This window comes from Sphingomonas yabuuchiae, assembly GCF_001477495.1.
Taxonomy (GTDB): Bacteria; Pseudomonadota; Alphaproteobacteria; order Sphingomonadales; family Sphingomonadaceae; genus Sphingomonas; species Sphingomonas yabuuchiae_A.
The window spans coordinates 27,314-53,079 of record NZ_LDTF01000007.1 but is presented as its reverse complement, the minus strand read 5'-3'; the positions used below and the strand labels follow the sequence as shown (position 1 = coordinate 53,079).

Here is a 25,766-nt window from a genome sequence, read left to right as displayed (position 1 = left end):
GGATCGGAAACGGTCCGGGCGTTTGGCATTTTGGTCCTCGTTGCGCCCGGCTCCATCGAAAAGCCGCCGGAACCGGCTGGGAAACGGGGAGCTTCCAGACTCCGTCCCCAGATGCCGGCCCGGCGCCCGTTCACGGGACTGTCGCTATACCAGATCAAGATGAACCGAATGTGGACGAATCCTGTGATCCGCCCGTTCCGATCCTCCCCGTCGCCGATGGGGAGGAATTGCTCAGAACGACTTGGATACGGTGAAGCCGTATGTCCTCGGATCACCCGGCTGGCCGACGATCAACCCCGTCGATCCCGATTGGGTGGCGAGCAGTTCATAATAATCGTGATCGAACAGGTTGCGCACCCAGACAAAGGCATTCCAACTACCCGGCGCCTTGAACCCGGCACGTATGTTGGACAGGCTGTAGCCGTCGATATCGGTATAGGCCGAGCGCGACGGGTTGGACGAGAATTTCGACCGGTAGCTGCCATCATACCCCAGATAGAATTGCCCCTCGGTCCCCGCCACGGTCGCGGGCAGGTCATACTCCGCGCCATAGGAAAAGGCCCAGCGCGAGACGCCTGGCAGCCACTGGCCCGAGATGTCGCAATAGGGCAGCGAATTGCCCGGCGTTCCCGCCGCCGCCGGGGTTCCGACGATCTGGCCGTTGACCACCGGCAGCGCAGTACCGCCCGACAGTTCGGGCGGACATGGCGCATTGGTGAAACGGGTATAGCGCGCATCGGTGAAGGCGGCATTGGCATAGATGTTGAACCGGCTGGTAGGGCGGAAGGCCGAGTCGATTTCTACCCCACGCGTCCGAACGCGGCCCGCATTGGCCAGGTACCCACGCAGGACATTGACCTGAAGATTGTTCACCGTCGCCTGATAATCGCCGATCTCGGTCCAGAAGCCCGCGATGTTGACGGTCGCGCGGCGGTCGGCGAACTGGGTCTTCAGCCCCAGCTCGAAATGATTGACCTTTTCAGGACGTACCGTCTGCGTCGCCAGGATCGGGTTGTTCTGCGCATCGAGCGGCAGGCCCGACAGGTTGATGCCGCCCGACTTATAGCTGCGCGCATAGGTCGCGTAATAATGGACGTTCGGGTTGAACTCATAGGCGACGGTCAGATCGCCCGACAGGTTCCAGTTGGTGAAGGACGGCGTGTAGTTCTGCGGCGCCAGCACCCCGCGCTGGTCGCTGGTCAGGCTGGTCGAACCCGCCCCGTTGGTCACCGCCGAGAGATACGACCCATCCTTGCGATCGTAATTGAGCCGCAGGCCGGGTGACACCGACAGGCGATCGTCGACATGCCAGGTCAGCTTGCCGAACAGCGCCGCCGAGGTGTTCGTAAAGCCGATCGTGTTGCGCGAGGTCAGGCCGTTCAGCGTCGCCGGATTGCGACCGCCAGCGCTTGTCGGGTTGAGCAGGAAGGCGCTCGCCGCCGGTCCCTGGACCTGTAGACCCTGCGTATCGATCGATTGCCAGAAATAAAAGGCGCCCAGCACATAATCGAGCGTCCGCTTCCCGTTGGACGCGATGCGCAGTTCCTGCGTCACCTGACTCTGTTGAGACGGATTGGCCGAAACGGTGGTGATGGGCAGGCCGATGAAATCGCGATCGTTCGACGGGTCCCAATGCCAGAAACGCCAGGCCGACACGCTGGTCAGCGTCGCCTCCCCCACATCCCAGTTCGCGACCAGCGACAAACCGCCCAGTTCCTGCCTGGCGCGCAGATCGGTGTCGACATCGGTCAGCCGGTCAAAGGCATTGGTCGAGGGCACGCTATAGCCCTGCGCCGCCGCCAGCGCTGCATATTGCCGGTTGAGCGGGCGCTGGGTTGCGCCGACACGCGCATAATATTGGACGCAGCAATTGGGGTTCTGCCGCGCATAATCGCCCGACAGGGTCAGGTCGAGCGTCGGTGTCGCATGCCATAGGAACTGGCTGCGCAACGACAGATTATCCTGGCTGTTCTGCCATTCCTGCTGGCGCGTATTGTAGATGGTGCCACGCCGCGTGGTGATCGAGGTCGACAGGCGGACCGCGACCTTGTCGTCTACCAGAGGGCCGGACACCGACGCCTTGCCCTGGAAGAAGTCGTAATTGCCAGCACTCAGTTCGACCCGCGCCTCGGGGGTGAAGCTGGGCGGGCGGGTAATGATGTTGATCGCGCCCGCCGTCGTGTTCTTACCATAGAGCGTACCCTGAGGGCCGCGCAAAACTTCGATCCGCTCGGTATCGGTGAAGTCGAACGTCGCCGAGGCGATGCGGCTGTAATAGACCTGATCGACATAGATACCGACGCCCTGCTCGATCCCGTCATTGGTGAGGCCAAATGGTGCGCCCAGCCCGCGGATATTCGCGGCCGAGTTGCGTGGGTTGGTCGAATAGAATTGCAATGTCGGCTGGATCTGGGTCAGCCGGTTGACATTGTACGTCCCTGTCTCCGCCAGTGCGGTGCCGCCGATCACCGACATGGCGATGGGCACCGACTGGATCGTCTCGGCCCGGCGGCGCGCGGTGACGACGACATCCCCCCCACCCTGCTGCGCCGTGCCCAGCCGCCCGTCGTCACGGCGGGTCTGGGCGGTCTGCTGTTCGGCATTCGGATCGGCCTGCGGATTGGCGGCGGCTGCCGCCTGGGCGGCCAGGATCAGGGCCAGGGTCAAGGACATGGAAGCTCCCCTTTTGGTTTCACTCCCTATTCACACATCGTTTTAGTGGGCATTCAATCCAGCGATGGCTTGGGTTGGACCAAGATTTGCTTTTCGATCCTAAGACACCCTTGAAGCCGGTTCCTAGCGAACCATATGGGTTCGCGTGCGGTGCCGATACCGGGCCGCACGGATAGGTCGAACCGCCCCGCGCCGGGGTGACACGACCGATCCCTTTTCAATTCGCTTCTGATGGAGGTTTTGACATGCGTATCGACCTGACTCCGTACCGCCGCTCGACCATCGGCTTCGACCGGCTGTTCGATCTGCTGGAGACCAATTCGCGGGCTGCTTCAGCGGAAAATTATCCCCCCTTCAATCTCGAGCGTCTGGCCGACGACCGTTACCGCATCACCCTGGCGGTGGCCGGTTTCGCCCGTGACGAGATCGAGATCACCGCGCAGCAGAACATGCTGCTCGTCGCCGGCAAGAAGGATGACAAGGCGGGCTCGCCCAACTTCCTACATGTCGGCATCGCCAATCGCTCGTTCGAGCGGCGCTTCGAACTGGCGGACTTCGTGTTCGTCGAGGATGCGCGCCTGAACGACGGCCTGCTCGTCATCGACCTCGTCCGCGAGGTGCCCGAGGCGATGAAGCCCAAGACGATCGCGATCAAGACGGGCCAGCCGCTCGCCGCGGTGGAACATCACGCCGGTGAGGCCGACGAGGCCAAGGCGGCGTAACCGAGCTCGACGTCTTTCCCTCCCTAAAGACGTCGCGGGGCGTCCGGACCGACGGGTCCGGGCGCCTTTTGCTTTCTGTCCAGATCCGTTCAGGCCGAGCGAAGTCGAAGCCTACGCTCTGCCATCCGCCAAGCAGACAGGCTCTCCCTCAGCCTTCGACTGCGCTCAGGCCGAACGGAAGCCAGCCGCCATTGCGAGCGCAGCGAAGCAATGGCGGAAATACCTAGAAAAACCCCGCCCCCGTCGTTCGGGAGCGGGGTCAGAAATTAAACCAACCGGCTCTGCTTCACCGCCGCTTCGATGAAGCTGGCGAAAAGCGGATGCGGATCGAAGGGCTTGGACTTGAGTTCCGGGTGGAACTGCACGCCGACGAACCAGGGATGGTCGGGCCGCTCGACGATTTCGGGCAGCGTACCGTCAGGCGACATGCCGCTGAACACCAGGCCGCCCTTTTCGAGTGCTTCCTTATAGGTGGTGTTCACCTCGTAGCGGTGACGATGCCGCTCGGAGATGTCTTCACCGCCGTAAATGGACGCGACGACGCTATTGCCCGTCAGCTTGGCATCATAGGCGCCCAGCCGCATCGTGCCGCCCATGTCGCCGCTCGACTCGCGCTTCTCCAGACCGTCGCGACCCATCCATTCGGTGATGAGGCCGACGATCGGCTCGGAGGTCGGGCCGAACTCGGTCGAGGACGCATCGGCGATGCCCGCCAGGTTCCGCGCGCCTTCGACGCAGGCCATCTGCATGCCGAAGCAGATGCCGAAATAGGGCACGCGACGCTCACGGGCGAAGCGCACCGCCTCGATCTTGCCCTGCGCCCCGCGCTCGCCGAACGCGCCGGGCACCAGGATGGCGTGGCAGGGTTCCAGCTGCTGTGCGATCTCGCTCTCGTCGCCCTCGAACAACTCGGCGTCGATCCAGCGGATATGGACCTTCACCTTGTTGGCGATGCCACCATGCACCAGCGCTTCGTTCAGCGACTTATACGCGTCCTGCAGGCCGACATATTTGCCGACCACGCCGATCGTCACTTCGCCTTCCGGGTTGACCAGACGGTCGACGATCTCGGTCCAGCGCGACAGGTCGGGCGCACCCTCGGGCTCGATGCCGAAGGCGCGGAGCACTTCCGAATCGAGACCCTCGGCATGGTACTGCAAGGGCACCGCATAGATGCTCTTGGCGTCCAGCGCCGGGATCACGGCCGAGGGGGGCACGTTGCAGAACAGGCCGATCTTGGCACGGTCCGAGGCAGGCAGCGGATGCTCGCAGCGGCAGACCAGCACGTCGGGAGCGACGCCCAGCGCCGCGATCTCGCGCACCGAATGCTGGGTCGGCTTGGTCTTCAGCTCTCCCGCCGCCGCGATGTACGGCACCAGCGTGACGTGGATGCTGATCGACTTGCCACGGCCCAGCTCGTTCTTGAGCTGGCGGATCGCCTCGATGAAGGGCAGCGATTCGATATCGCCGACCGTCCCGCCGATCTCGCAGAGGATGAAGTCGATTTCCTTGCCGTTCTCGTCGAGCGTGTCGGCCTTGGCGAACGCCTTGATCGCGTCGGTCACGTGCGGGATCACCTGGACGGTCGCGCCCAGATAGTCGCCGCGCCGCTCCCGCTCGATAATGGTCTTGTAGATGCGGCCCGAGGTCACATTGTCCGACTGTCGCGAAGACACGCCGGTGAAACGCTCATAGTGACCGAGGTCGAGATCAGTCTCGGCCCCGTCGTCGGTCACATAGACCTCGCCGTGCTGATACGGGCTCATCGTGCCCGGATCGACGTTGAGATAGGGATCGAACTTGCGGATGCGCACGCTGTAGCCGCGTGCCTGCAAGAGAGCCGCAAGAGAGGCCGCCATGAGGCCCTTGCCGAGCGACGAAACCACGCCGCCGGTGATGAAGATATACCGCGCCATGGGAAGAATCGCCTAGCTTGGATGGGGTGGATACGACAACAGCAAAGATGCGCGCCGCCGGAAATTATCGGCGGCGCGTTGGCCTAGGCTGCGATGGAAACGAGGTTTAGCGGGCGAGCGGGACCGCCGAATTGTCCGCAGGCGCCGTTGCAGGAGCGGCACCGGTCGGGACCGGAGCGGGCGCAGGCTGGGTGATCGGCGCCTGAGTCGCGGGCGTGCGAGCCAGCGAGGTATCGATGGCGGGCGCACCGCGCGTCGCGGCCAGAACGGCGAGCAAGATCGAGAAGCCGACGAACGCGGTCGCCAGCACCGCCGTCGCCCGGCTGAGAAAGTCCGCCGCGCCGCGCGCCGACATCAGGCCCGACGGGCTGCCCCCCATGCCCAGACCGCCGCCTTCCGACCGCTGCATGAGGATCACCGTGACCAGGGTCGCGGCGATGATGGCGTGGATGACGAGCAGAAATGCGAACATGAGGCGCGTGTGATCCCGAACAAGGGGTGTGCGAAAGCGCGCACATAGGCGACGGACGTGGCGGGATCAACCATGCGGCTGGCCGGCATCCCCTTCCCCGCCATCGGATGCCCTGAAAAGGTTCCGGAAAATCCCGGCATCAACTTGTTCATCTCATCGGAACAGGAGTGAAACCACCGCGGATAAAGGGCGTTATGACAACGAAACAACGCCCGGCAGAGCCCGGCACAGCCATTGGAACCGCCACCCGTGTCCAATCCACACGACCCGCAGTCGCTGTTCGCCTGGATGAGCGCCCTTGTCGATTATGTCCGTTCGGGCGAACCCGATCTGACCAATCGGCAAATGGCCTTGCTGCTCGTCGTCTACCTGCGCCCAGGTCCCCATACGGTACGCGGTCTGGCGCGCGCCTTGAACGTCTCGAAACCTGTCGTTACCCGCGCCTTGAATAGACTGGGAACGCTGGGCTATCTGCGCCGCCAACGCGATGATAGCGACAAGCGTAACATCTTTGTCGCCAGGACACCTGAAGGGGCGGACTTTCTTGAAGAATTCGGACATTTCATCGGCGCTGGCGACGCCCCAGCCCTCCAGCGGGCCAACGCGTAAGAGCTTCGCCCTGCAGGGGCGCACCGTCGGGCTCGACCCGCGGACCCATGCGGTTCGTCCCGATCTGGCCGATGTCCGGCTCGCTGAATACGTATTCGCGCCCCATTATGCCGCCCCCCTGCCCTATAGAACCAACGCGCCGGTGACACTGCGCGAGGGGCGTGCCACGAATAGCGCGGTCCTGGCCGAGTTGCGGTCCGGCGAGACGTTCGAGGTGCTGGAACTGGCGGGCGGCCATGCCTGGGGCATCGCGCCGCATCTCGGGCTGGTCGGCTATTGCGATGCGGGACTGTTGGAGCGGGTGCAGTGACGAAAACGGTATTCATCGACGGCGGCGCAGGCACGACCGGGCTGGAGATCGCCGACCGGATGGCGGGGCGTCCCGACCTGTCGATCCTGACCCTGCCCGATGACCGCCGCAAGGATGCCGCGGCGCGCCGCGAAGCGATCAACGATGCCGATTTCGTCATCCTCTGCCTGCCCGATGATGCTGCGCGCGAAGCCGTCTCGCTGATCGCCAATGATCGTACCCGTGTGGTCGACGCCTCGACCGCGCACCGGACCGCCGCAGGTTGGGTCTATGGCTTCGCCGAGCTGGAGCCCGAGCAATCGGACAGGATCGCTTCGGCGCGGTTCGTCTCCAATCCCGGCTGCTATCCGACCGGCTTCCTCGCGCTCGTCCGCCCGCTGGTTCGCGCCGGTATCATCCCGGCGGACTTCCCCGTGACGGTCAATGCCGCGTCCGGCTATTCGGGCGGCGGCAAGGCGATGATCGCCGAATATGAAACCGCCACCGAACGCGCCTTCCGCCCCTATGGTCTCAGCCTCGCGCATAAGCATGCGCCGGAGATGCAGCGTCATTCGGGCCTGACCCATGCGCCGATCTTCGCGCCCGCCGTGGTCGACACCTATCGCGGCATGGTCGTCGAGGTGCCCCTGCCCCTCTACGCCCTGCCCGGCGCGCCCTCGCTCGACCGCGTGACGCAGGTGTTGGCCGAGGCCTATGCCGACAGCCGCATCGTCCGTTTTTCGGCGGATGCCGTAGCGGCGGTGAATATCGAGGAAAATGCCGGAACCGACCGGATGACCTTGCGTGTCTGCGGCAATGCGGCCACGGGACAGGCGCGACTGATCGCCACGCTCGACAATCTGGGCAAGGGTGCCGGGGGTGCGGCGGTCCAGAACCTGAATATCATGGCCGGGCTCGATCCGACCGCCGGCCTCGTGCTCTAAGGAGACGTCATGACGCGCAATCCCGTTGGCAAGCTGCTGCTGTTCGGCGCGACCGGCGACCTGTCGCAGCGGATGCTGCTGCCCTCGCTGTTCAACCTGCATTCGGACGGGCTGCTGCCCGAGGGGCTGACGATCACCGGCACCGCCCGGTCGGATCATGACGACGCCAGCTTCCGCGAATTCGCGGCCAAGGCGCTGGACACCTTCCTGCCGGACGACCGCAAGGATGCCGACAAGATCGCCAGCTTCCTGGAGCGGGTGCAGTATCAGTCGCTCGACGCCTCCTCGACGGACGGTTTCCCGGCGCTGGCGGAGAAGGTCGGCGACGTGTCGAACGGCCTGGCCATCTACCTGTCGACCGCGCCCAGCCTGTTCGAGTCCACCATCAAGGGCCTCGAATCGGTCGGCCTGGCGGGCGAGACGGTGCGGATCGGCCTGGAAAAGCCGCTCGGCTACGACCTCGCCTCGTCCAAGGAAATCAACGACGCGGTGGCCTTCGGCTTCCCCGAGGAGCGGACCTTCCGCATCGACCATTATCTGGGCAAGGAAACCGTCCAGAACATCCTGGCGCTGCGCTTCGGCAATTTCTTCTTCGAGCCGATCTGGAACGCGCACGGCATCGACAATGTGCAGATCACCATCGCCGAAACGGTCGGGCTGGAGGATCGCGCGGGCTATTACGAGGGCGCAGGGGCGCTGCGCGATATGGTGCAGAACCATATCCTCCAGCTGCTCGCCCTCATCGCGATGGAGCCGCCCGCGCGCTATGACGGCACCGCGATCCGCGACGAAAAGGCCAAGGTCTTCCGCTCGCTGCGGCTGATGACGCCGGAGGAAGTGCCCAACAACACCGTCACCGGCCAATATGCCGATGGCGCGGTCGGCGGCAAGATCGTCGGCTCCTATGCCGACGAGCTGGGCAAGCCGTCCAAGACCGAGACCTTCGTCGCGATCAAGGCGCATGTCGACAATTGGCGCTGGCAGGGCGTGCCCTTCTACCTGCGCACCGGCAAGCGCATGGCTGCACGCCGCTCGGAAATCGCGATCCAGTTCAAGCCGGTGCCGCACTCGATGTTCGCCGGGCGCGGCGGCCTGCTCCAGCCCAACACGCTGGTCATCCGCCTGCAGCCGGAGGAATATATCCAGCTGCTGGTGATGGCGAAGGAGCCGGGTCTGGACCGCGAGGGCATCCGGCTTCGCGAGGTGCCGCTGAACCTGTCGCTTGATGCCGAGTTCGCAGGCACCCGCCGCCGCATCGCCTATGAGCGGTTGCTGCTCGACCTGATCGAGGGCGATCAGACGCTGTTTGTCCGCCGCGACGAGGTGGAGGCGCAATGGACCTGGATCGACGCGATCCGCGCCGGTTGGGACGCAAACGACGTCAAGCCCAAGACCTATCCGAGCGGCAGCTGGGGCCCCTCCTCCGCCATCGCGCTGACCGAGCGCGACGGGGTGCACTGGCAGGACGATTGATCCCCCGCCCCTCAGGCGGAGGCGAACGACATCGACGCGGAACGCGGCACGGCCCGGCGGCTGGCCTGCTTCGCGCAAAGACTATCTAGGACGTAAGTGACATGACCGACGAAATCGAATGGTGGGATTACGAAGACACCACCGAGATGGCGAACGCGCTGGCGGGCGACATCCAGTTCATCATCGAAAGCGCGATCGAGGCGCGCGGCGCGGCGGTGATCGCGCTGTCGGGTGGCAAGACGCCGATCCCGGTCTATGAAAAGCTGGCCCAGGCCAAGCTCGATTGGAAGCGGGTGACCATCGTCCCCGCCGACGAGCGTATCGTCCCGCTGGGCGATCCGCTGTCCAACGTGACGATGATCGGCAAGATTTTCCTGCCCAAGGGCGCGCGCGTCATGCCGATCGTGCCGCAGGCCACGTCGGACTATAAGGCCGCAGGGCGCTCTGCCGATGCGCTGATGCAGGAACTACACTGGCCGCTCGACCTCGTGCTGCTGGGCATGGGCGCGGACGGGCACACCGCCTCGATCTTCCCCGGCCCCGATTATGACGAAGCGCTCAACGGCCCCAAGGAGCGCCGCGCGCTGGGCCTGATGCCCGATCCGCTGCCGCCGGAGGCACCGGTCGCGCGCGTGACGCTCAGCCGCGCGGGCATCGTCTCGGCCCGTTCGATCATGTTCGCCATCTCGGGCCCCGCCAAGAAGAAGGTGCTGGAAGACGCGATCAAGGAAGGCGCATCGTCGCCCTATCCGGTCGGCCGCGTCCTGGCCGAGGTCGAACTGCCGATCGACATCCACTGGAGCGAGCAATGAGCCTGAACGCCGCCGTCTCTGCCGTCACCGACCGGGTCATCGAACGATCCCGACCGGGCCGCCAGGCCTATCTCGACCTGATCGCGCACGAGGCCGAGACGGCGGTGCGCCGCCCCAATCTGGGCTGCGCCAACCTCGCCCATGCCTATGCCGGGACCGAGGAAGACCGCGACGCCATGAAGGCGGATCGCGGCATGAATATCGGCATCGTGTCGGCCTATAACGACATGCTGTCGGCGCATGCCGTCTATTATCGCTACCCCGAACTGATGAAGGTCTGGGCGCGCGAAGTTGGCGCGACCGCGCAGGTGGCGGGCGGCGTGCCCGCCATGTGCGACGGCGTGACGCAAGGGTACGCGGGCATGGAGCTGTCGCTGTTCAGCCGCGACACCATCGCGCTGTCGACGGCGGTGGCGCTGTCCCACGGTACCTTCGAGGGCGCGGCGCTGCTCGGCATCTGCGACAAGATCGTGCCTGGCCTGCTGATGGGCGCGCTGCGCTTCGGCCATCTGCCGATGATCCTGGTGCCCGGCGGTCCGATGCCTACGGGGTTGCCCAACAAGCAGAAGGCCGCCGTCCGCGAAGCCTTTGCCGAGGGCAAGGCGGGCCGCGACGAACTGCTCGACGCCGAGATCGCGGCCTATCATTCGAAGGGCACCTGCACCTTCTACGGCACCGCCAACACCAACCAGATGATGATGGAGGTGATGGGCCTGCACATGCCGGGCGCCGCCTTCGTCAATCCGGGCACCAAGCTGCGCCAGGAACTCAGTCGCGCCGCCGTCCATCGCCTCGCCGCGATCGGCCAGCGTGGCGACGATTATCGCCCGCTGGGGGCTTGCGTCGATGAGAAGGCGATCGTCAACGCGGCGGTCGGCCTGCTGGCGACCGGCGGCTCGACCAATCACCTGATCCACCTGCCCGCCATTGCGCGTGCGGCGGGGATCATCATCGACTGGGAGGATATGGACCGCCTCTCGGCCGCCGTGCCGCTGATCGCGCGCGTCTATCCCAATGGCTCGGCCGATGTGAACGGGTTCGAGGCGGCGGGCGGCATGCCCTATGTCATCCGCGAACTCCTGTCCGCCGGGCTACTGCACCGCGACATCATGACCGTCGCGGGCAAGGACCTGTCCGATTACGGCCAGACGGCGGTGATCGCCGAGGACAAGCTGAGCTGGACCCCGGTCGGCGATAGCGGCGACGAGACGATCCTGCGCCCGGCCGCCGCGCCCTTCTCGCCCGATGGTGGCATGCGCATCCTGTCGGGCAATCTGGGCCGGGCGTGTATCAAGGTGTCGGCGGTGGAACGCGAACGCTGGATCATCGAGGCGCCTGCGCGCGTCTTTTCGGATCAATCCGAAGTGCAGGCCGCGTTCAAGGCTGGCGAACTGGAGCGCGACGTGGTCGTCGTCGTCCGCTTCCAGGGCCCGAAGGCCAATGGCATGCCCGAACTGCACAAGCTGACCCCGCCGCTCGGCGTGCTGCAGAATCGCGGCTTCAAGGTCGCGCTGGTCACCGATGGCCGCATGTCGGGCGCGAGCGGCAAGGTTCCTTGCGCCATCCACCTCAGCCCAGAGGCGATCGGCGGCGGCGCGATCGGCCTGATCCGCGACGGCGACATCGTCCGGCTCGACGCGGTCGAGGGAACGCTCAACGCGCTGGTCGATCCGGCCGAATGGGCCGCGCGCGAGCAGGCGGCGACGCCCGCCCCCGCACAAGGCATGGGCCGCGAGCTGTTCGCGCTGTTCCGCCAGGCCGCCGACGAAGCCGAGAAGGGTGCATCACCCATTCTCGCGGGCGCCGGCCTGTAAAACGATAAGGGGGAGGACATCATGGAAATCGTAGCCGTCGATATCGGAGGCACGCATGCGCGCTTCGCGATCGCCGAGGTCGAGAATGGCCGGGTCGTGAAGCTGGGCGAGCCGTGCACGCAGAAGACGGCGGAGCACGCCTCGCTCCAGACCGCGTGGCAGGCGTTCGAGGCGCATCTGGGCCGTCCGCTGCCCAAGGCCGCCTCGCTCGCCATCGCTTCGCCGATCACCGGCGACGTGATCCGCATGACCAACAACCCCTGGGTCATCCGCCCCTCGCTGATCCCCGAGCGGCTGGGCGCGGACATCTATACGGTCATCAATGACTTCGGCGCGGTCGGCCATGCCGTCGCACAGGTGCCGGAGGAAGACTTCCTCCATATCTGCGGCCCCGAAGAGCCGATGCCCGCCAACGGCGTCGTCACCGTCTGCGGCCCGGGCACGGGCCTTGGCGTCGCGCAGGTGCTGCTGACGCCGGAGCGTTATCACGTCATCGAGACCGAGGGCGGGCATATGGACTATGCCCCGCTCGACGGTATCGAGGACGCGATCCTGAAGCGCCTGCGCCGTACTTATACCCGCGTGTCGTGCGAGCGGATCTGCTCGGGCCCCGGCATCGTCGCCATCTATGAGACGCTCGCCACGCTGGAGGGCCGAGCGGTCCCCAGCCGCGACGACCGCGAAATCTGGACCGAGGCGCTGGAGGGCACCGATTCGATCGCGCTGGCCGCGCTCGACCGGTTCTGCCTCGCGCTCGGCGCGGTCGCGGGCGACTTCGCGCTGGCGCAAGGGGCCAAGACCGTCGTGATCGCGGGCGGCCTGGGCTATCGGATCAAGGACAAGCTGTTGCGCTCGGGCTTCGACCAGCGCTTCGTCGCCAAGGGCCGGTTCCAGTCGCTGATGGCGCGCATCCCCGTCAAGCTCATCACCCATCCCCAGCCCGGCCTGTTCGGTGCGGCCGCGGCCTTTGCCCAGGAGCATACATGACCGACATCGCCACCATCATGCGCACCAGCGCGGTCATCCCCGTGCTGGTCATCGACGACGCCGCCACCGCCAAGCCGCTGGCCGAGGCGCTGGTCGCGGGCGGGCTGAAGGTGCTGGAGGTGACGCTGCGCACCCCCGCCGCTCTCGAAGCCATGGCCGAGATGAAGAAGGTCCCCGGCGCGATCGTCGGTGCGGGCACCGTCGTCAACGAGCAGCAGCTGCGCGACGTGGCCGATGCGGGCGCGGAATTCATCGTCTCGCCCGGCCTGACCGACCGGCTGGGCGCGGCGGTGATCGACAGCGGCATCCCCTATCTGCCCGGTATCGCCAATGCGGGCGACATCATGCGCGGGCTGGACCTGGGACTGACCCATTTCAAGTTCTTCCCCGCCGAGACCAGCGGCGGGCTCAAGGCACTGAAGGCGCTGGCCGCGCCCTTCTATCAGGCGCGTTTCTGCCCGACCGGCGGGATCACCGAGGCGAGCGCCCCCGACTGGCTGGCCTTCGACCGCGTGCTGTGCGTCGGCGGCAGCTGGGTGACGGGTGGCTCGATGGCTGACGTGGAGGCCAAGGCCCGCGCGGCGGCGGCACTGCGGGGCTGATCCGAAATCCTCCCCGGCACGGGGAGGGGGACCACCGCAAAGCGGTGGTGGAGGGGGAGTGCCGCATCGGACGTCCTTTGTGGCACTCCCCCTCCGTCAGGCCTGCGGCCTGCCACCTCCCCGTCCCGGGGAGAATCATTTTTGCACCGCCTCCATCAACCACTGGCGAAAGGCCTTCATCGCCAGTCCTTCCTTGCGCGACAATAACCGCGTCAGCCAATAACGCCCGGCATCGATCTCGACGGCAAAGGGCTGGACCAGCCGTTCGGTCGTGAGTTCATGCCCGAACATCGCCTTGGGCGCGAGCGCGACACCCAGCCCCGCCATCGCCGCGCCGACCATCAATGCCGAGCTGTCGAACATCGGCCCCCGCAGGTTCGGCGGCTGGACGCCCACCTTGGCGAACCAGCTCTCCCATTCGCTGACCCGGTAGGATCGCAGCAGCCGCTCCCGCGCCAGATCGCCCGGTCCGTTCAAGCGCGCAGCGACCAGCGGTGCGCAAAGCGGTGTCAGCGGCGCAGCCATCAGCGGTTCGGCATGCGTTCCGTGCCACGCCCCGTCACCGAAGCGGATCGCATAATCCAGTCCCTCGCCCGCCAAGTCGACCCGGTTGTTGTTGATCGACACCCGCAAGTCGATGTGCGGATGGGTCGCCGCGAAATCGTCCAGCCGCGCCAGCAGCCAGCCGGTGGCAAAGGTCCCCACCACGCCGATGTTGACGACATGCTGGAAACGCCCATCGGCAAACCGGTCCAGCGTCGCCCCGATCCGGTCGAAGGTTTCGGCCAGCACCGGCACGAGCGCCTGCCCGTCATCGGTCAGCGCCAGCCCGCGTGGCAAGCGATGGAACAGCCGCGCGCCGAGCCTCTTCTCCAGGCTGGCGACCTGATGGCTGACCGCGCCCTGGCTGACGCACAGCTCGATCGCGGCGCGAGTGAAGTTCAGATGCCGCGCCGCCGCCTCGAAGGCGCGTAGCGCATTAAGAGGGAGTTGGGCGCGGTCCATGCCCCATCATGAAATCCGCTCATGGCTCTGTCGAGGGAAGATGCTTTGTGATGCGGGACAAAGCCGTCCATTTCTCCGGCCGAGGAGACACGCCATGCTCGCCAGACCGACACTGCTCTCGCTGATCGCCATCGTCACCGCGCCCGCCTCGCCACAGACACCCGACCCGCTCACCAAGTCGATCATCACCGAACACACGGCGGAATGGCTCGAGCCGCGCCCGCCGGTGAAGGTCTTCGGGCCAACCTATCTGGTCGGCTTCGGCGGTCTGAACGTCGCGCTGATCGATACGGGCAAGGGCCTGATCCTGATCGATGGCGCGCTGCCACAGGCAGCACCTGCGATCCTCGCCAATGTCGCCACGCTCGGTTTCCGCCCGCGCGACATCAAATATATTCTCAGCACCGAGCCGCATTTCGACCATGCGGGCGGCCTCGCCGCATTGGCCCGCGATACCGGCGCGACGGTCGTCGCCAGCCCTCGCGGCGCCGAGGGGCTGCGCACCGGGCGGCTGGCGGCGGACGATCCGCAACGCGGTTATGACAGCCGCTTCCCCGCCGTCCAGTCCGTCCGCATCATCCGCGATGGGGAAAGACTGAAGCTCGGCAACACCGTCGTCACCGCGCGGGCGACACCGGGCCACACCATGGGCAGCATGAGTTGGAGTTGGCGCGCCTGCGAAGGGCAGCGGTGCAAGGCGATCGTCTTCGCCGCCAGCCTGAACCCGGTATCGACCGACGATTATCGCTTCTCCGCCCCGACGAACAAGGCGGTGGTCGCGGCCTTCGCACGCGGTCAGGCGGCGATGCGCGCCCTGCCCTGCAATATCCTGATCACCGCCCATGCCGATCAGGACGGCGCGACAGAGCGGTTTCTGACGGCGCCGGGTGCCTGTCGCGCCTATGCGGCTTCGTCCCAGCGCAAGCTTGCCCAACGCCTCGGGCAAGAGGCGCGCTGATCGTCACATCTCGCCGCGCTGGCGACGGATCGCGTACCATTTCTGAACATTGGCGTTATGCTCCGCCAGCGTATCGGCAAAGACATGGCCGCCCGATCCGTCCGCGACGAAATACAGCGCCTTGCTGTCCGCCGGGTTCAGCACCGCGTCGATCGAAGCACGGCCTGGATTGGCGATCGGTCCGACCGGCAGGCCGGGACTGGCATAGGTGTTGTAGCCGTTCTTGGCGTGAAGCTCGGAGCGCAGGATGCGCCGCCCCAGCGGACGCCCCTTGGTGATGGGATAGATCACGGTCGGATCGGCCTGAAGCGGCATGCCGATGCGCAGACGGTTGCCATAGACCGCCGCGACGGTGCGCCGCTCGGAGGGCTTGCCGGTTTCCTTCTCGACGATCGAGGCGAGGATGATCGCCTCCTGCGGCGTCTTGACGGCGATGCCGGGCTTCCGGTCGGCCCAAGCCTGGGCGAGATAGTCCTTCATCGCCTTCTGCATCCGCGCCACCACCGAGGCGCGGGTGTCGCCCTTCTGATAGGCATAGCTGTCGGGCAGAACCGAACCCTCGGCGGGAACGGCGACATCACCGGTCAGGCCATCGGCGCGCATCAGGGCATCGTGGACGAGGACCGAGGGATAACCCTCCGGTACCGGCACCAGTCGCTGGCGGACCTTGCCCTCCTGCAACAGGGTCAGGACATCATGCGCGCTGGCATGTTCGGGGATGGCATATTCGCCCGCCTTGATCGCCCCGCCCTTGCCAAAGATCCGCGCGTACAGGCGGAAACGACCGGCCGAACGGATCGCGCCCGCCTTTTGCAATTCATTGGCGGCCTTGGCGAGGCTCGCCCCTTCGGGCACGACGACTGCGAGCGGCTTGTCCGCGGGCCCGCTGCCCGCCCAGTCATGCGCGACCCAGGCGAAGACGGCGATGCCGATCAGCCCCAGCAGCAACCCGATACAGCCGACCTTGCGCATATCTCACCCGGTTTTTGACGAGGGCGCTGACGCCCGGACATGGAACAACCCCGGCGATGATCCGGGCCCGTTTGCCATTCCGCCCGATGACGCGAGCCGAATGAATTTGCAACCGGACCCGGTCATCACCGGGGTTGGAATTTCGCTCTGCCACTCATTTCGTTCGCAAGACGCAAAGCCGAAATGGGTGCCTGGGCCTCCCCTCAAATCCCGTGGCCTGCGCCTTCACGCAGGCCGAACGGGTATCGAGGGGTTCAGATCGCCTTCATCACCAGCGAAGCATTGGTGCCGCCGAAGCCGAACGAGTTGTTCAGCACCGCCTTCACTTCGCGCTTCTTGGCGACGTGCGGAACCAGGTCGACGCCCTCGGTCCCTTCGTCCGGATTGTCGAGGTTCAGCGTCGGCGGCACGATCTGGTCGCGCAGCGCCAGGATGCAGAAGATGCTCTCGACCGCACCGGCACCGCCCAGCAGATGGCCGATCGCAGACTTGGTGCTCGACATCGACGCACCCGACAGGTCGTCGCCGAACACGCGCTTGGCGGCGGCCAGCTCGATCGTATCGGCCATGGTCGAGGTGCCATGCGCATTGATATAGTCGATGTCCGACGGCTCCATGCCCGCCTTGCGCAGCGCCATGCGCATCGCATTTTCGGCGCCCTTGCCCTCGGGGTGCGGCGCGGTGACGTGATAGGCATCGCCCGACAGGCCATAGCCGACCACCTCGGCATAGATCTTCGCGCCGCGCGCCTTGGCGTGCTCATATTCCTCGAGCACGACGACGCCCGCGCCCTCGCCCATCACGAAGCCGTCGCGGCCCTTGTCATACGGACGGCTTGCCTCGGTCGGACGGTCGTTCATGCTCATGTTGAGCGCACGCGCCTGGGCGAAACCGGCGACGCCGAGCGGGTTGATCGTGCTCTCCGCACCACCGGCCAGCATGATGTCGGCATCGTCGTCGCGGATCATCCGCGCCGCGTCACCGATCGAGTGCGCGCCGGTCGAGCAGGCGGTGACGACCGCATGGTTCGGGCCCATCAGGCCGTATTTGATGCTGACCTGGCCCGAGATCAGGTTGATCAGGCGGCCATGGACGAAGTGCGGGCTGACCCGGCCGGGGCCACGCTCGTGCAGGTTGACCGATTCGATCTCGATACCCGGCAGGCCGCCGATGCCCGAGCCGATCGACACGCCCGCGCGCAGCTTCGTCGCCTCGTCCATCTCGGTCAGGCCGGCGTCTTCCAGCGCCTGTCCGGCGGCGTCGATGCCATAGACGATGAACGGATCGACCTGACGCTGGACCTTGTGGTCGACGCGCTTGTCGGGGTCGAAGCCATATTCATGATCCTTGGGCTTCACCTCGCACGCGATGGTGCATTTCTGCCCCGTCGTGTCGAAGCGGGTGATCGTTCCCGCGCCCGACTTGCCAGCGATCAGATTGGCCCAGGCGGTTTCCACGTCCGCTCCCAGCGGCGTGACAAGACCCAGACCGGTGACGACGACGCGCCGCATATTCCACTCCATTCCCAAACGAAAACGGCTCCCCGCCCGCTATGTCGGGGTCGGGGAGCCGCTTGAAACCTGGCCTTGGCGGCCTGTTCGGCCCGCATCATCTGCGGGCCGAGGCCCCGGAATTAGGCCTTGTTCTCGTCGATATACGTGATCGCGTCCTTGACGGTCGTGATCTTCTCGGCGGCATCGTCCGGGATTTCGACACCGAACTCTTCCTCGAACGCCATGACGAGCTCGACGATGTCGAGGCTGTCGGCACCGAGATCGTCGATGAAGCTCGCGTCCTCGGTCACCTTGTCGGCTTCGACGCCGAGATGCTCGACGACGATCTTCTTCACGCGGTCGGCGGTCTCGCTCATGGTAATCCCTTCTCGTAATTCATCGGGGGTTGATACTTCCTGAACGCACGTAGAACGCGCGCCCTAGTCTGGCAAGCCCGTCCAGCGACGGACTTGGGCCAGGATAAGGTCATTCGTGGCAAATATGCCTTTTACAGCATCGCCATGCCGCCGTTCACGTGCAGCGTCTGGCCGGTGACATAGCCTGCCTCCTTCGACGCCAGATAGACGACGGCGGCACCGATATCCTCGCCCTTGCCCAGATCGCCCGCCGGGATCTTGCCGAGCAGCGCGGCCTTCTGCGCCTCGGGCAGGACGTCGGTCATCGCCGAGCGCATGAACCCCGGCGCGACGCAGTTGACGGTGACGTTGCGGCTGGCCAGTTCCTGCGCCACCGCCTTCGACATGCCGACGATGCCCGCCTTCGATGCGGCGTAGTTGGCCTGGCCGGGATTGCCTGTCGCGCCGACGATCGAGGTGATCGAGATGATGCGGCCGAAGCGTGCCTTCATCATCGGCTTGGCGGCGGCGCGGATCAGGCGGAAGGTCGCCTCCAGGTTCACACTGATGACCTGGTCCCACTCCTCGTCCTTCATCCGCATGGTCAGATTGTCGCGGGTGACGCCGGCATTGTTGACCAGGATGTCGAGCTTGCCGCCCAAGGCTTCCACCGCCTGCGGGATCAGCGCGTCGACGGCGGACGCGTTGGACAGGTTGCACGGCACCGCGACATGCTCACCGCCCAGTTCGGCGCGAAATGCCTCCAGCTTGTCGATATTGGAGCCGGACAGCGCCAACTTCGCCCCCTGCGCCGCCAGCGCCTTCGCGACCGCCGAGCCGAGGCCACCCGATGCGCCGGTCACGAGGGCGGTCATTCCTGTCAGGTCGAACATGCTTATTCTCCGATTCTTTGGTTCACGCGGAGACGCGGAGACGCGGAGGGAGTGTGGGAATTGACGATCCGTCGCACCCCTTCTCTCAGCGTTGCGCCGCCAAAGTTAATCAGCAGACCAACCGGTTGCCTGGTCAGCCTTAAATAGGTCAGCAATTGCTTAGCGTGAGCGGCAGTCAGCCGCTCAACCGATTTGATTTCGACGAGCAAGCGCTCGTCAACAAGGAGATCAATACGAAAAGCGGCGTCGAAGGTCATGCCGTCAAAATGAATATCTACCGGCCGCTGTCGGGCTACCCGAAATCCCATTCGGTCCAACTTGCCCGCCAGAACGGTTTCGTAAACGCTCTCAAGCAGCCCCGGCCCCAAATCACGATGCATCCGCAACGCAACGTCGAGAACGGCCCCACTGATCTCGTCTATGTCCCGCATCTCCGCGCCTCCGCGTCTCCGCGCGAAATCAAAGCTTGGCGAGCAGCCCTTCGATATCGTCCATCGTCACGACACTGACCGCATCGACGTCCGGCGCGATGCGCTTGACCATGGGGCCCAGCACCTTGCCGCCGAACTCGACACACTGTGTCACGCCCGCCTCCTGCATCGCCAGCACCGATTCGCGCCAGCGGACCATGCCCGTAACCTGCGCGACCAGCAGCGCGCGGATCGCGCCCGGATCGGCAACCGGCGCCGCCTCGACATTCGCATAGACCGGCACCAGCGGTGCGCGGATCGTCGCCTCGGCCAGCGCGGCGTCCATCGCGTCCGCTGCGGGCTGCATCAGCGGGCAGTGGAAAGGCGCTGACACCGGCAACAGCACCGCGCGCTTGGCCCCCAGATCCTTGGCCAGCGCCACCGCCTTCTCGATCGCCGCGCGGTGGCCGGAGATCACGACCTGGCTGGGATCGTTGTCATTGGCGACCGTGCAGACCAGTTCCTCGCCACCCTCGGCCAGGATCGCATCGACCGCAGCCCCGGCAATGGTCTTGGCCTTTTCCAGGTCCGCACCGAGCAGGGCGGCCATCGCCCCCTCGCCCACCGGCACCGCCGCCTGCATCGCCCGGCCGCGCAGCTTCAGCAGGCGCGCGGTCGTCGGCAGGTCGATCGCATCGGCCGCGCACAGCGCGGTATATTCGCCCAGCGAATGGCCCGCGACGAAATCGGCCTTTTCGGACAGCCGTACGCCGCCTTCCTTCTCCAGCACGCGCAGCGTCGCGATGGCGTTCGCCATGATCGCGGGCTGGGCGTTCTCGGTCAGGGTCAGCTCGTCGGCAGGGCCCTCGACCATCAGGCGATAGAGGTGCTGGCCCAGCGCCTCGTCGACCTCTTGGAACACCTCGCGGGCGACGGGGCTCGCCTCGGCCAGCGCCTTGCCCATGCCCACGGCCTGGCTGCCCTGGCCCGGAAAGATGAATGCACGCATGTTCGTTCTGCCATGAAACAGTAATAGGATGGCCCGCGCGGTAGAAAGGTCGCCCGCCGCTGGCAAGTCCGAGGCCCTTGCCCGCTTGCCTTTTGCCGCCAAATCGCTATGAGGCAGCGCACCATTGGGCGGGAAGCACCTGCTTCACCCGCCCTCATGCCATTTTGGCGTGACGGTATTGAAGTATGGAAGACAGCCGGAGGGGTGTCCCACATGGGGTGGGCATCAGCGATCGGCCAACATAAGGTAAGCTGCATGGCTCTTTACGAGCACGTGTTCCTTGCGCGCCAGGATCTGGCACAGGCGCAGGTGGACGCGCTGGCGGAAGCCGCCACGAAGATCGTCGAGGACAATCAGGGCAAGGTCGTGAAGACCGAGACCTGGGGCCTGCGTTCGCTGGCGTACAAGATCGCCAAGAACCGCAAGGCGCATTACGTCATGCTCGAAATCGACGCCCCCGCCGGTGTCGTCGCCGAGCTGGAGCGCCAGACCCAGATCAACGAAGACGTGATCCGCTACATGACCGTCAAGGTTGACGGCCATGAAGAAGGTCCGTCGGTGATGATGCGCAAGCAGGAGCGCGACCGCGAGCGTCGTGCCGATCGTGGCGAACGCCCCGACCGCGCTGACCGCCCCCGTCGTGATCGTGAAGAGGAAGCCGCATAATGGCCCGCCCGTTTTTCCGTCGCCGCAAGAGCTGCCCCTTCTCCGCGAAGGACGCGCCCCGGATCGACTATAAGGACGTCCGTCTGCTGCAGGGCTTTGTGTCCGAGCGCGGCAAGATCGTGCCCTCGCGCATCACCAGCGTGTCGGCCAAGAAGCAGCGCGAGCTCGCCCAGGCGATCAAGCGCGCGCGTCATCTGGGCCTCCTGCCCTACGTCGTGAAGTAAGGGGTCTTACAGATGAACGTTATTCTGCTTGAGCGCGTCGAAAAGCTCGGCGCCATCGGCGACGTGGTCACGGTGAAGGACGGCTATGCCCGTAACTTCCTGCTGCCGCGCAAGAAGGCGCTGCGCGCCAACGAAGCCAACAAGAAGGTGTTCGAGGCCAACCGCGCCCGCATCGAAGCTGAGAACGCGAACCGTCGCGCCGAGGCCGAGGTCGAGTCGAAGACCTTCGAGAACGCCACCGTCACCCTGATCCGTCAGGCGTCGAACGTCGGCCAGCTGTACGGCTCGGTCGCGGTGCGTGACCTGGTCGAGGCGCTGGTCGCCGACGGCCACAAGGTGAACAAGAGCCAGATCGTGCTCGACCGTCCGATCAAGGCGATCGGCCTGTACGACGTGCGCGTCGCGCTTCACCCGGAAGTCGCCGTGACCGTCAAGGTCAACGTCGCCCGCTCGCCGGAAGAGGCCGAGATGCAGGCGCAGGGCGTCGACGTCATGGCCTCGATGTTCGAGCGTGACGAAGCCGGCTTCACCGAGGATTACGATCCCAACGCAGAGCCCGGCGCCACCGCCGAGGTTCAGCCGGAGCAGGAAGAAGCGCAGGGCTAATCCCCCGCGCTTCGGCCTTCTGCCGAAAAAGAAAGGGCCGTCCGGCATGTCCGGGCGGCCCTTTTTTGCGTCTTGGGGACGACACCATGGTGCACGGCACGGTGGCCGCACAGAACGACGTTACGGACAGGCCACGCAGGCGCTGACCACGGCGGCCAGCGGGATCAAAGCGAAAATGAGCGGCATGATATGTTTCATGGTAAAACTGCCTGTCTGTCCAATGACCAGCAAATACACGGCCAAGTGCAAAAGTTTCGTTACGATGAACGTTTGAGCGTAAAAAATCTCAACTCATCGCCCTATGGGCTCGGTTCACCGGTGGAACAAGAGGTGCATAAACTGGATCAGGACGAATTTGGCACGGCGCGCCATGGAAGGACGGCGTCGTGATCTGGAAGGCCGATCCTTGGTCACTCCCCTTCTTTCGTATCTGGCGAAGAAAGGCTGGATTGCGGCTGCGTACGAATTGGCCCCTCCTGTGGCGGTTGGCGGGCGCGGAGGATTGGCCACCATCCGCCCTGCTGGGCAATGATTTCGATTGGGCCAACAAGACCGGGACAGGCTTTGTCGCGCATCACGGCGACGAAACCCTGTATCTGATCGACCGAGACTGGTTCGGATGGCCCGATCCGCCGCAGTGGAGCCTGGCTTCTTACGATCGGCGACAGGATCGATACTATGTCTGGGGTGATTTCGCCGAATGCCCTCCGGCGTGGCGGCTGCCCTGACGGCGCGACCGCCTCACGTTCTCGACATTGAGCCGAAAGAGAAAGATGCGATCACGTCCAAATCCGGCGAGCAGGCGGAAATCATCGCCAAAAATCTCACGGCCCTGACGCCCCCCCCATCGGAATAGGCGCGGCGTATGGCAGCGCTGCATTGAAGCAGTTTGCCGGCCTTACTTCCGCCCGAACAGCTTCTCGATATCGCCATGCTGCAACTTCACCCAGGTCGGGCGGCCATGGTTGCACTGGCCGGAATGGGGCGTGACCTCCATTTCGCGCAGCAGCGCGTTCATCTCGGCGACCGACAGAATACGGCCTGCGCGGACCGAGCCGTGGCACGCCATGGTCGCCGCCACATGGTCCAGCCGCTCGCGCAGGGATAGCGCTTGGTCGAAGGCAGCGAGTTCATCGGCCAGATCGGCGACCAGCCCCTTGGGGTCGCTCTGCCCCAATAGCGCGGGCGTCGAGCGGACCAGCATTGCGGTCGGGCCGAAGCGTTCGAGGTCGAGGCCGAATTCCGCCAGTTCCTCGGCACGCGCCTCCAGCCGATCGCAGGCGGGTTCGTCCAGTTCGACCACTTCGGGGATCAGCATCGCCTGCGACGCCACCCGCCCCCCGGTCAGCGCGGCGCGCATCCGTTCCAGCACCAGCCGTTCATGCGCGGCATGCTGGTCGACTAGGACCAGCCCGTCCTCGGCTTCGGCGACGATATAGGTCTTGGCGACCTGCCCGCGCGCGACGCCCATCGGATATTGGCGGACCTCCGGCGGGGCCGCGAAGGCCGGTTCGGCGCGGGCGAGCGGCGGCGGTGCGGTGAAACCGGGACGGGGCGCGAAGAGCGACTGGCGCTCCATCACCCGCGCCTCGGGCGCAGACGATGTCCAGTCATCGGCGACCGGAACGGAGGCCAGCGGCGCGGCAACGCTCTCGGCCTGCCACATGGCCAGTGCCGAGTCCGGCGGACGCTGCACGCTGCGATGGCCCGCTTCGTCCAACGCGCGGCGCAGGCCGGACACGATCATGCCCCGGATCAGCGCAGGGTCACGAAAGCGCACCTCCGTCTTGGCCGGATGGACATTCACATCGACTTCCGAGGGGGGCATGTCGAGGAACAGTGCCACGACCGCATGACGATCCCGTGGCAACATCTCGGCATAAGCCCCTCGAATCGCACCCATCAGCAGGCGGTCGCGGACCGGTCGGCCGTTGACGAACAGATATTGATGGTCGGCGATACCCCGGTTGAAGGTCGGCAGCCCCGCGACCCCGCCCAGCGACACGGTGTCGCGCACCCAATCGATCGCGACCGAATTTTCCGCCAGAGCGCGGTCGGTCAGGCCGGCGACACGGCCCGGCCGCTCCTCCCCGCCCGGCACGGTCAGCACCCGTCGCCCGTCATGCTCCAGCGTGAAGGCGATATCAGGCCGCGCCATCGCCAGGCGGCGCACCATGTCGAGGCAGGCGGCATATTCCGAACGCGGCGAGCGCAGGAACTTGCGTCGGGCCGGAACCCGCGCGAACAGGTCCTCCACCACGATCCGGGTACCCGGCGGCACGGCGGCGGGGCCGTCGCGCAGCACCTCGCCATTGTCGACCACCCGGCTCCACCCGTCGCGGCCCGCCGGTCGGCTCTCGATCGTGACCCGTGCGACGCTGGCGATCGAGGGCAGCGCTTCGCCGCGAAATCCCAGGGTCAGGACCGATTCGATCGCTTCGTCCGGCAGCTTGGACGTACAATGCCTCTCCAGCGCCAGCGCCATGTCCTCGGCCGACATGCCGCACCCGTCATCGGCCACCTCGATCCGGCCGATGCCGCCCTGCCCGATCGCCACGGCAATCCGGGTGGCGCCCGCATCGATTGAATTTTCGACCAATTCCTTCAACGCACTGGCGGGCCTTTCCACCACTTCACCGGCCGCGATACGATTGACGAGATGGGGAGGCAGACGCCGTATTGACATGCGGCAAACCCTAGCCCAAGCGACGGCATCCCGCGACCCCGCAAATGACGGTGCAGGTGCCTGTGACGGCTCTTGGCGGCGGTTCGGGATATGAAATGCGCCCACCCGGTCCACCAGACGGAACGAAAGCCTCGATGCCTCTCCCCCGCTTCCTGAAATTCATGTCGCAAGACATGGCGATCGACCTCGGCACCGCGAACACCGTGGTCTATGTCCGCGGACGCGGCATCGTGCTGAACGAGCCGTCCGTCGTCGCGGTCGAGACGATCAACGGCATCAAGCGCGTGAAGGCGGTCGGTGACGACGCCAAGCTGATGATGGGCAAGACGCCGGGCAATATCGAGGCGATCCGCCCGCTTCGCGACGGCGTCATCGCCGACATCGACGTCGCTGAACAGATGATCAAGCACTTCATCCTGAAGGTCCACGGCCCCCGCAAGTTCGCGCGCTGGCCCGAGATCGTGATCTGCGTGCCGTCGGGTTCGACCAAGGTGGAACGCCGCGCGATCCGCGATGCGGCGTCGAACGCGGGCGCCAGCCAGGTCTTCCTGATCGAGGAGCCGATGGCCGCCGCGATCGGCGCCGACATGCCGGTGACCGAGCCGATCGGCTCGATGGTCGTCGATATCGGCGGCGGCACGACCGAAGTCGCCGTGCTGTCGCTGCGCGGCCTGGCCTATACGACCAGCGTGCGCGTCGGCGGTGACAAGATGGACGAGTCCATCGTCTCCTATGTCCGCCGCAACCATAATCTGCTGATCGGCGAAGCCACCGCCGAGCGGATCAAGCAGGAAGTCGGCATCGCCCGTCCCCCGGCGGATGGCATCGGCGTGACGATCCAGATCAAGGGCCGCGACCTGGTGAACGGGGTGCCCAAGGAAATCCAGATCAACCAGGGCCAGATTGCCGAGGCGCTGTCCGAGCCGGTCGCGACCATCGTCGAGGGCGTTCGCGTCGCGCTGGAAAACACCGCGCCCGAACTGGCCGCCGACATCGTCGACCAGGGTATCGTCCTGACCGGCGGCGGCGCGCTGCTCGAAGGGCTGGACGAGGTGCTGCGTGACGAGACCGGCCTGCCGGTGACGGTGGCGGAAGACCCGCTGACCTGCGTCGCGCTGGGCACCGGCCGCGCGCTGGAAGACCCGATGTATCGCGGCGTCCTGCTGAACGGCTAA

26 protein-coding genes are annotated in these 25,766 nt (G+C 65.7%); 15 read left to right on the top strand and 11 right to left on the bottom strand.

The window, feature by feature from the left end:
• Positions 1-231 precede the first annotated feature (231 nt).
• Positions 232-2,673, bottom strand: coding sequence for a TonB-dependent receptor (locus NS355_RS01555; RefSeq protein WP_058744049.1), 2,442 nt, complete (start codon positions 2,671-2,673; stop codon positions 232-234).
• Between the two features lie 245 nt (positions 2,674-2,918).
• Here NS355_RS01555 and NS355_RS01550 point away from each other — a divergent pair, with 245 nt between their 5' ends.
• Complete coding sequence (locus tag NS355_RS01550; protein ID WP_058744048.1) at positions 2,919-3,395, top strand: Hsp20 family protein; 477 nt, start codon at positions 2,919-2,921, stop codon at positions 3,393-3,395.
• 266 nt (positions 3,396-3,661) lie between these two features.
• On the opposite strand, the gene NS355_RS01545 is transcribed toward NS355_RS01550, so the two are convergent.
• On the bottom strand, positions 3,662-5,311 hold the full coding sequence (locus NS355_RS01545; protein ID WP_058744047.1) for a CTP synthase: 1,650 nt from the start codon (positions 5,309-5,311) through the stop codon (positions 3,662-3,664).
• A gap of 106 nt (positions 5,312-5,417) precedes the next feature.
• Positions 5,418-5,783 carry a preprotein translocase subunit SecG gene (gene secG / locus NS355_RS01540; RefSeq protein ID WP_058744046.1) on the bottom strand — a complete coding sequence of 122 codons (366 nt, stop codon included), beginning with the start codon at positions 5,781-5,783 and terminating at the stop codon, positions 5,418-5,420.
• A gap of 288 nt (positions 5,784-6,071) precedes the next feature.
• Here secG and NS355_RS18065 point away from each other — a divergent pair, with 288 nt between their 5' ends.
• The 8 genes from NS355_RS18065 to eda all read left to right on the top strand — a co-directional run bounded on the left by NS355_RS18065 (position 6,072) and on the right by eda (position 13,313).
• Complete coding sequence (locus NS355_RS18065; protein ID WP_042482995.1) at positions 6,072-6,392, top strand: MarR family transcriptional regulator; 321 nt, start codon at positions 6,072-6,074, stop codon at positions 6,390-6,392.
• Positions 6,328-6,702 (top strand): SH3 domain-containing protein, encoded by a 375-nt coding sequence (locus NS355_RS01530; RefSeq protein ID WP_345938783.1) that lies wholly within the window; start codon positions 6,328-6,330, stop codon positions 6,700-6,702. The genes NS355_RS18065 and NS355_RS01530 overlap by 65 nt, the downstream gene beginning before the upstream one ends.
• Complete coding sequence (argC, locus tag NS355_RS01525) at positions 6,699-7,625, top strand: N-acetyl-gamma-glutamyl-phosphate reductase (protein ID WP_058744044.1); 927 nt, start codon at positions 6,699-6,701, stop codon at positions 7,623-7,625. Before NS355_RS01530 ends, argC begins: the two co-directional genes overlap by 4 nt.
• 9 nt (positions 7,626-7,634) lie before the next feature.
• Entirely contained in the window at positions 7,635-9,098 is a 1,464-nt protein-coding gene (zwf, locus tag NS355_RS01520) for a glucose-6-phosphate dehydrogenase (RefSeq protein ID WP_058744043.1), read from the top strand.
• A gap of 101 nt (positions 9,099-9,199) precedes the next feature.
• Complete coding sequence (pgl, locus tag NS355_RS01515; protein WP_058716759.1) at positions 9,200-9,910, top strand: 6-phosphogluconolactonase; 711 nt, start codon at positions 9,200-9,202, stop codon at positions 9,908-9,910.
• Positions 9,907-11,724 carry a phosphogluconate dehydratase gene (edd, locus tag NS355_RS01510; RefSeq protein WP_058744042.1) on the top strand — a complete coding sequence of 606 codons (1,818 nt, stop codon included), beginning with the start codon at positions 9,907-9,909 and terminating at the stop codon, positions 11,722-11,724. The genes pgl and edd overlap by 4 nt, the downstream gene beginning before the upstream one ends.
• A 21-nt stretch (positions 11,725-11,745) precedes the next feature.
• Complete coding sequence (gene glk / locus NS355_RS01505) at positions 11,746-12,711, top strand: glucokinase (RefSeq protein WP_058744041.1); 966 nt, start codon at positions 11,746-11,748, stop codon at positions 12,709-12,711.
• A complete protein-coding gene (gene eda / locus NS355_RS01500; protein WP_058744040.1) occupies positions 12,708-13,313 on the top strand; it encodes a bifunctional 4-hydroxy-2-oxoglutarate aldolase/2-dehydro-3-deoxy-phosphogluconate aldolase in 606 nt (201 codons plus the stop codon). Before glk ends, eda begins: the two co-directional genes overlap by 4 nt.
• A gap of 135 nt (positions 13,314-13,448) precedes the next feature.
• Here eda and NS355_RS01495 read toward each other — a convergent pair whose 3' ends face one another.
• Entirely contained in the window at positions 13,449-14,318 is an 870-nt protein-coding gene (locus NS355_RS01495; RefSeq protein ID WP_058744039.1) for a LysR family transcriptional regulator, read from the bottom strand.
• 94 nt (positions 14,319-14,412) lie between these two features.
• On the opposite strand from NS355_RS01495, the gene bla reads away from it, so the two are divergent.
• Positions 14,413-15,276, top strand: a complete 864-nt coding sequence (bla, locus tag NS355_RS01490; RefSeq protein WP_058744038.1) for a subclass B3 metallo-beta-lactamase — start codon at positions 14,413-14,415, stop codon at positions 15,274-15,276.
• A gap of 3 nt (positions 15,277-15,279) precedes the next feature.
• Here bla and mltG read toward each other — a convergent pair whose 3' ends face one another.
• The 6 genes from mltG to fabD form a co-directional block, all read right to left on the bottom strand.
• Entirely contained in the window at positions 15,280-16,248 is a 969-nt protein-coding gene (gene mltG, locus NS355_RS01485; RefSeq protein WP_058744037.1) for an endolytic transglycosylase MltG, read from the bottom strand.
• A gap of 254 nt (positions 16,249-16,502) precedes the next feature.
• The gene (gene fabF / locus NS355_RS01480; protein WP_058744274.1) at positions 16,503-17,759 is read right to left on the bottom strand and encodes a beta-ketoacyl-ACP synthase II; all 1,257 of its coding nucleotides are present in this window, start codon (positions 17,757-17,759) and stop codon (positions 16,503-16,505) included.
• A gap of 122 nt (positions 17,760-17,881) precedes the next feature.
• Entirely contained in the window at positions 17,882-18,118 is a 237-nt protein-coding gene (locus NS355_RS01475; RefSeq protein ID WP_007403554.1) for an acyl carrier protein, read from the bottom strand.
• A gap of 131 nt (positions 18,119-18,249) precedes the next feature.
• Positions 18,250-18,990 (bottom strand): 3-oxoacyl-[acyl-carrier-protein] reductase, encoded by a 741-nt coding sequence (gene fabG / locus NS355_RS01470; protein ID WP_058744036.1) that lies wholly within the window; start codon positions 18,988-18,990, stop codon positions 18,250-18,252.
• 2 nt (positions 18,991-18,992) lie between these two features.
• The gene (locus tag NS355_RS01465) at positions 18,993-19,421 is read right to left on the bottom strand and encodes a GxxExxY protein (RefSeq protein WP_058744035.1); all 429 of its coding nucleotides are present in this window, start codon (positions 19,419-19,421) and stop codon (positions 18,993-18,995) included.
• Positions 19,422-19,449: 28 nt separating this feature from the next.
• Complete coding sequence (gene fabD / locus NS355_RS01460) at positions 19,450-20,409, bottom strand: ACP S-malonyltransferase (RefSeq protein WP_058744034.1); 960 nt, start codon at positions 20,407-20,409, stop codon at positions 19,450-19,452.
• Positions 20,410-20,664: 255 nt separating this feature from the next.
• Between fabD and rpsF the strand changes: the two genes are divergently transcribed.
• The 4 genes from rpsF to NS355_RS01440 all read left to right on the top strand — a co-directional run bounded on the left by rpsF (position 20,665) and on the right by NS355_RS01440 (position 22,633).
• Complete coding sequence (gene rpsF / locus NS355_RS01455; RefSeq protein ID WP_037567458.1) at positions 20,665-21,075, top strand: 30S ribosomal protein S6; 411 nt, start codon at positions 20,665-20,667, stop codon at positions 21,073-21,075.
• The gene (gene rpsR, locus NS355_RS01450) at positions 21,075-21,299 is read left to right on the top strand and encodes a 30S ribosomal protein S18 (protein ID WP_007403456.1); all 225 of its coding nucleotides are present in this window, start codon (positions 21,075-21,077) and stop codon (positions 21,297-21,299) included. The genes rpsF and rpsR overlap by 1 nt, the downstream gene beginning before the upstream one ends.
• Before the next feature lie 12 nt (positions 21,300-21,311).
• On the top strand, positions 21,312-21,905 hold the full coding sequence (rplI, locus tag NS355_RS01445) for a 50S ribosomal protein L9 (RefSeq protein WP_058744033.1): 594 nt from the start codon (positions 21,312-21,314) through the stop codon (positions 21,903-21,905).
• A 449-nt stretch (positions 21,906-22,354) separates the two neighbouring features.
• Positions 22,355-22,633, top strand: a complete 279-nt coding sequence (locus tag NS355_RS01440; RefSeq protein ID WP_058744032.1) for a hypothetical protein — start codon at positions 22,355-22,357, stop codon at positions 22,631-22,633.
• Between the two features lie 170 nt (positions 22,634-22,803).
• On the opposite strand, the gene mutL is transcribed toward NS355_RS01440, so the two are convergent.
• A complete protein-coding gene (gene mutL / locus NS355_RS01435; RefSeq protein WP_058744031.1) occupies positions 22,804-24,591 on the bottom strand; it encodes a DNA mismatch repair endonuclease MutL in 1,788 nt (595 codons plus the stop codon).
• Between the two features lie 134 nt (positions 24,592-24,725).
• On the opposite strand from mutL, the gene NS355_RS01430 reads away from it, so the two are divergent.
• On the top strand, positions 24,726-25,766 hold the full coding sequence (locus NS355_RS01430) for a rod shape-determining protein (RefSeq protein WP_042482832.1): 1,041 nt from the start codon (positions 24,726-24,728) through the stop codon (positions 25,764-25,766).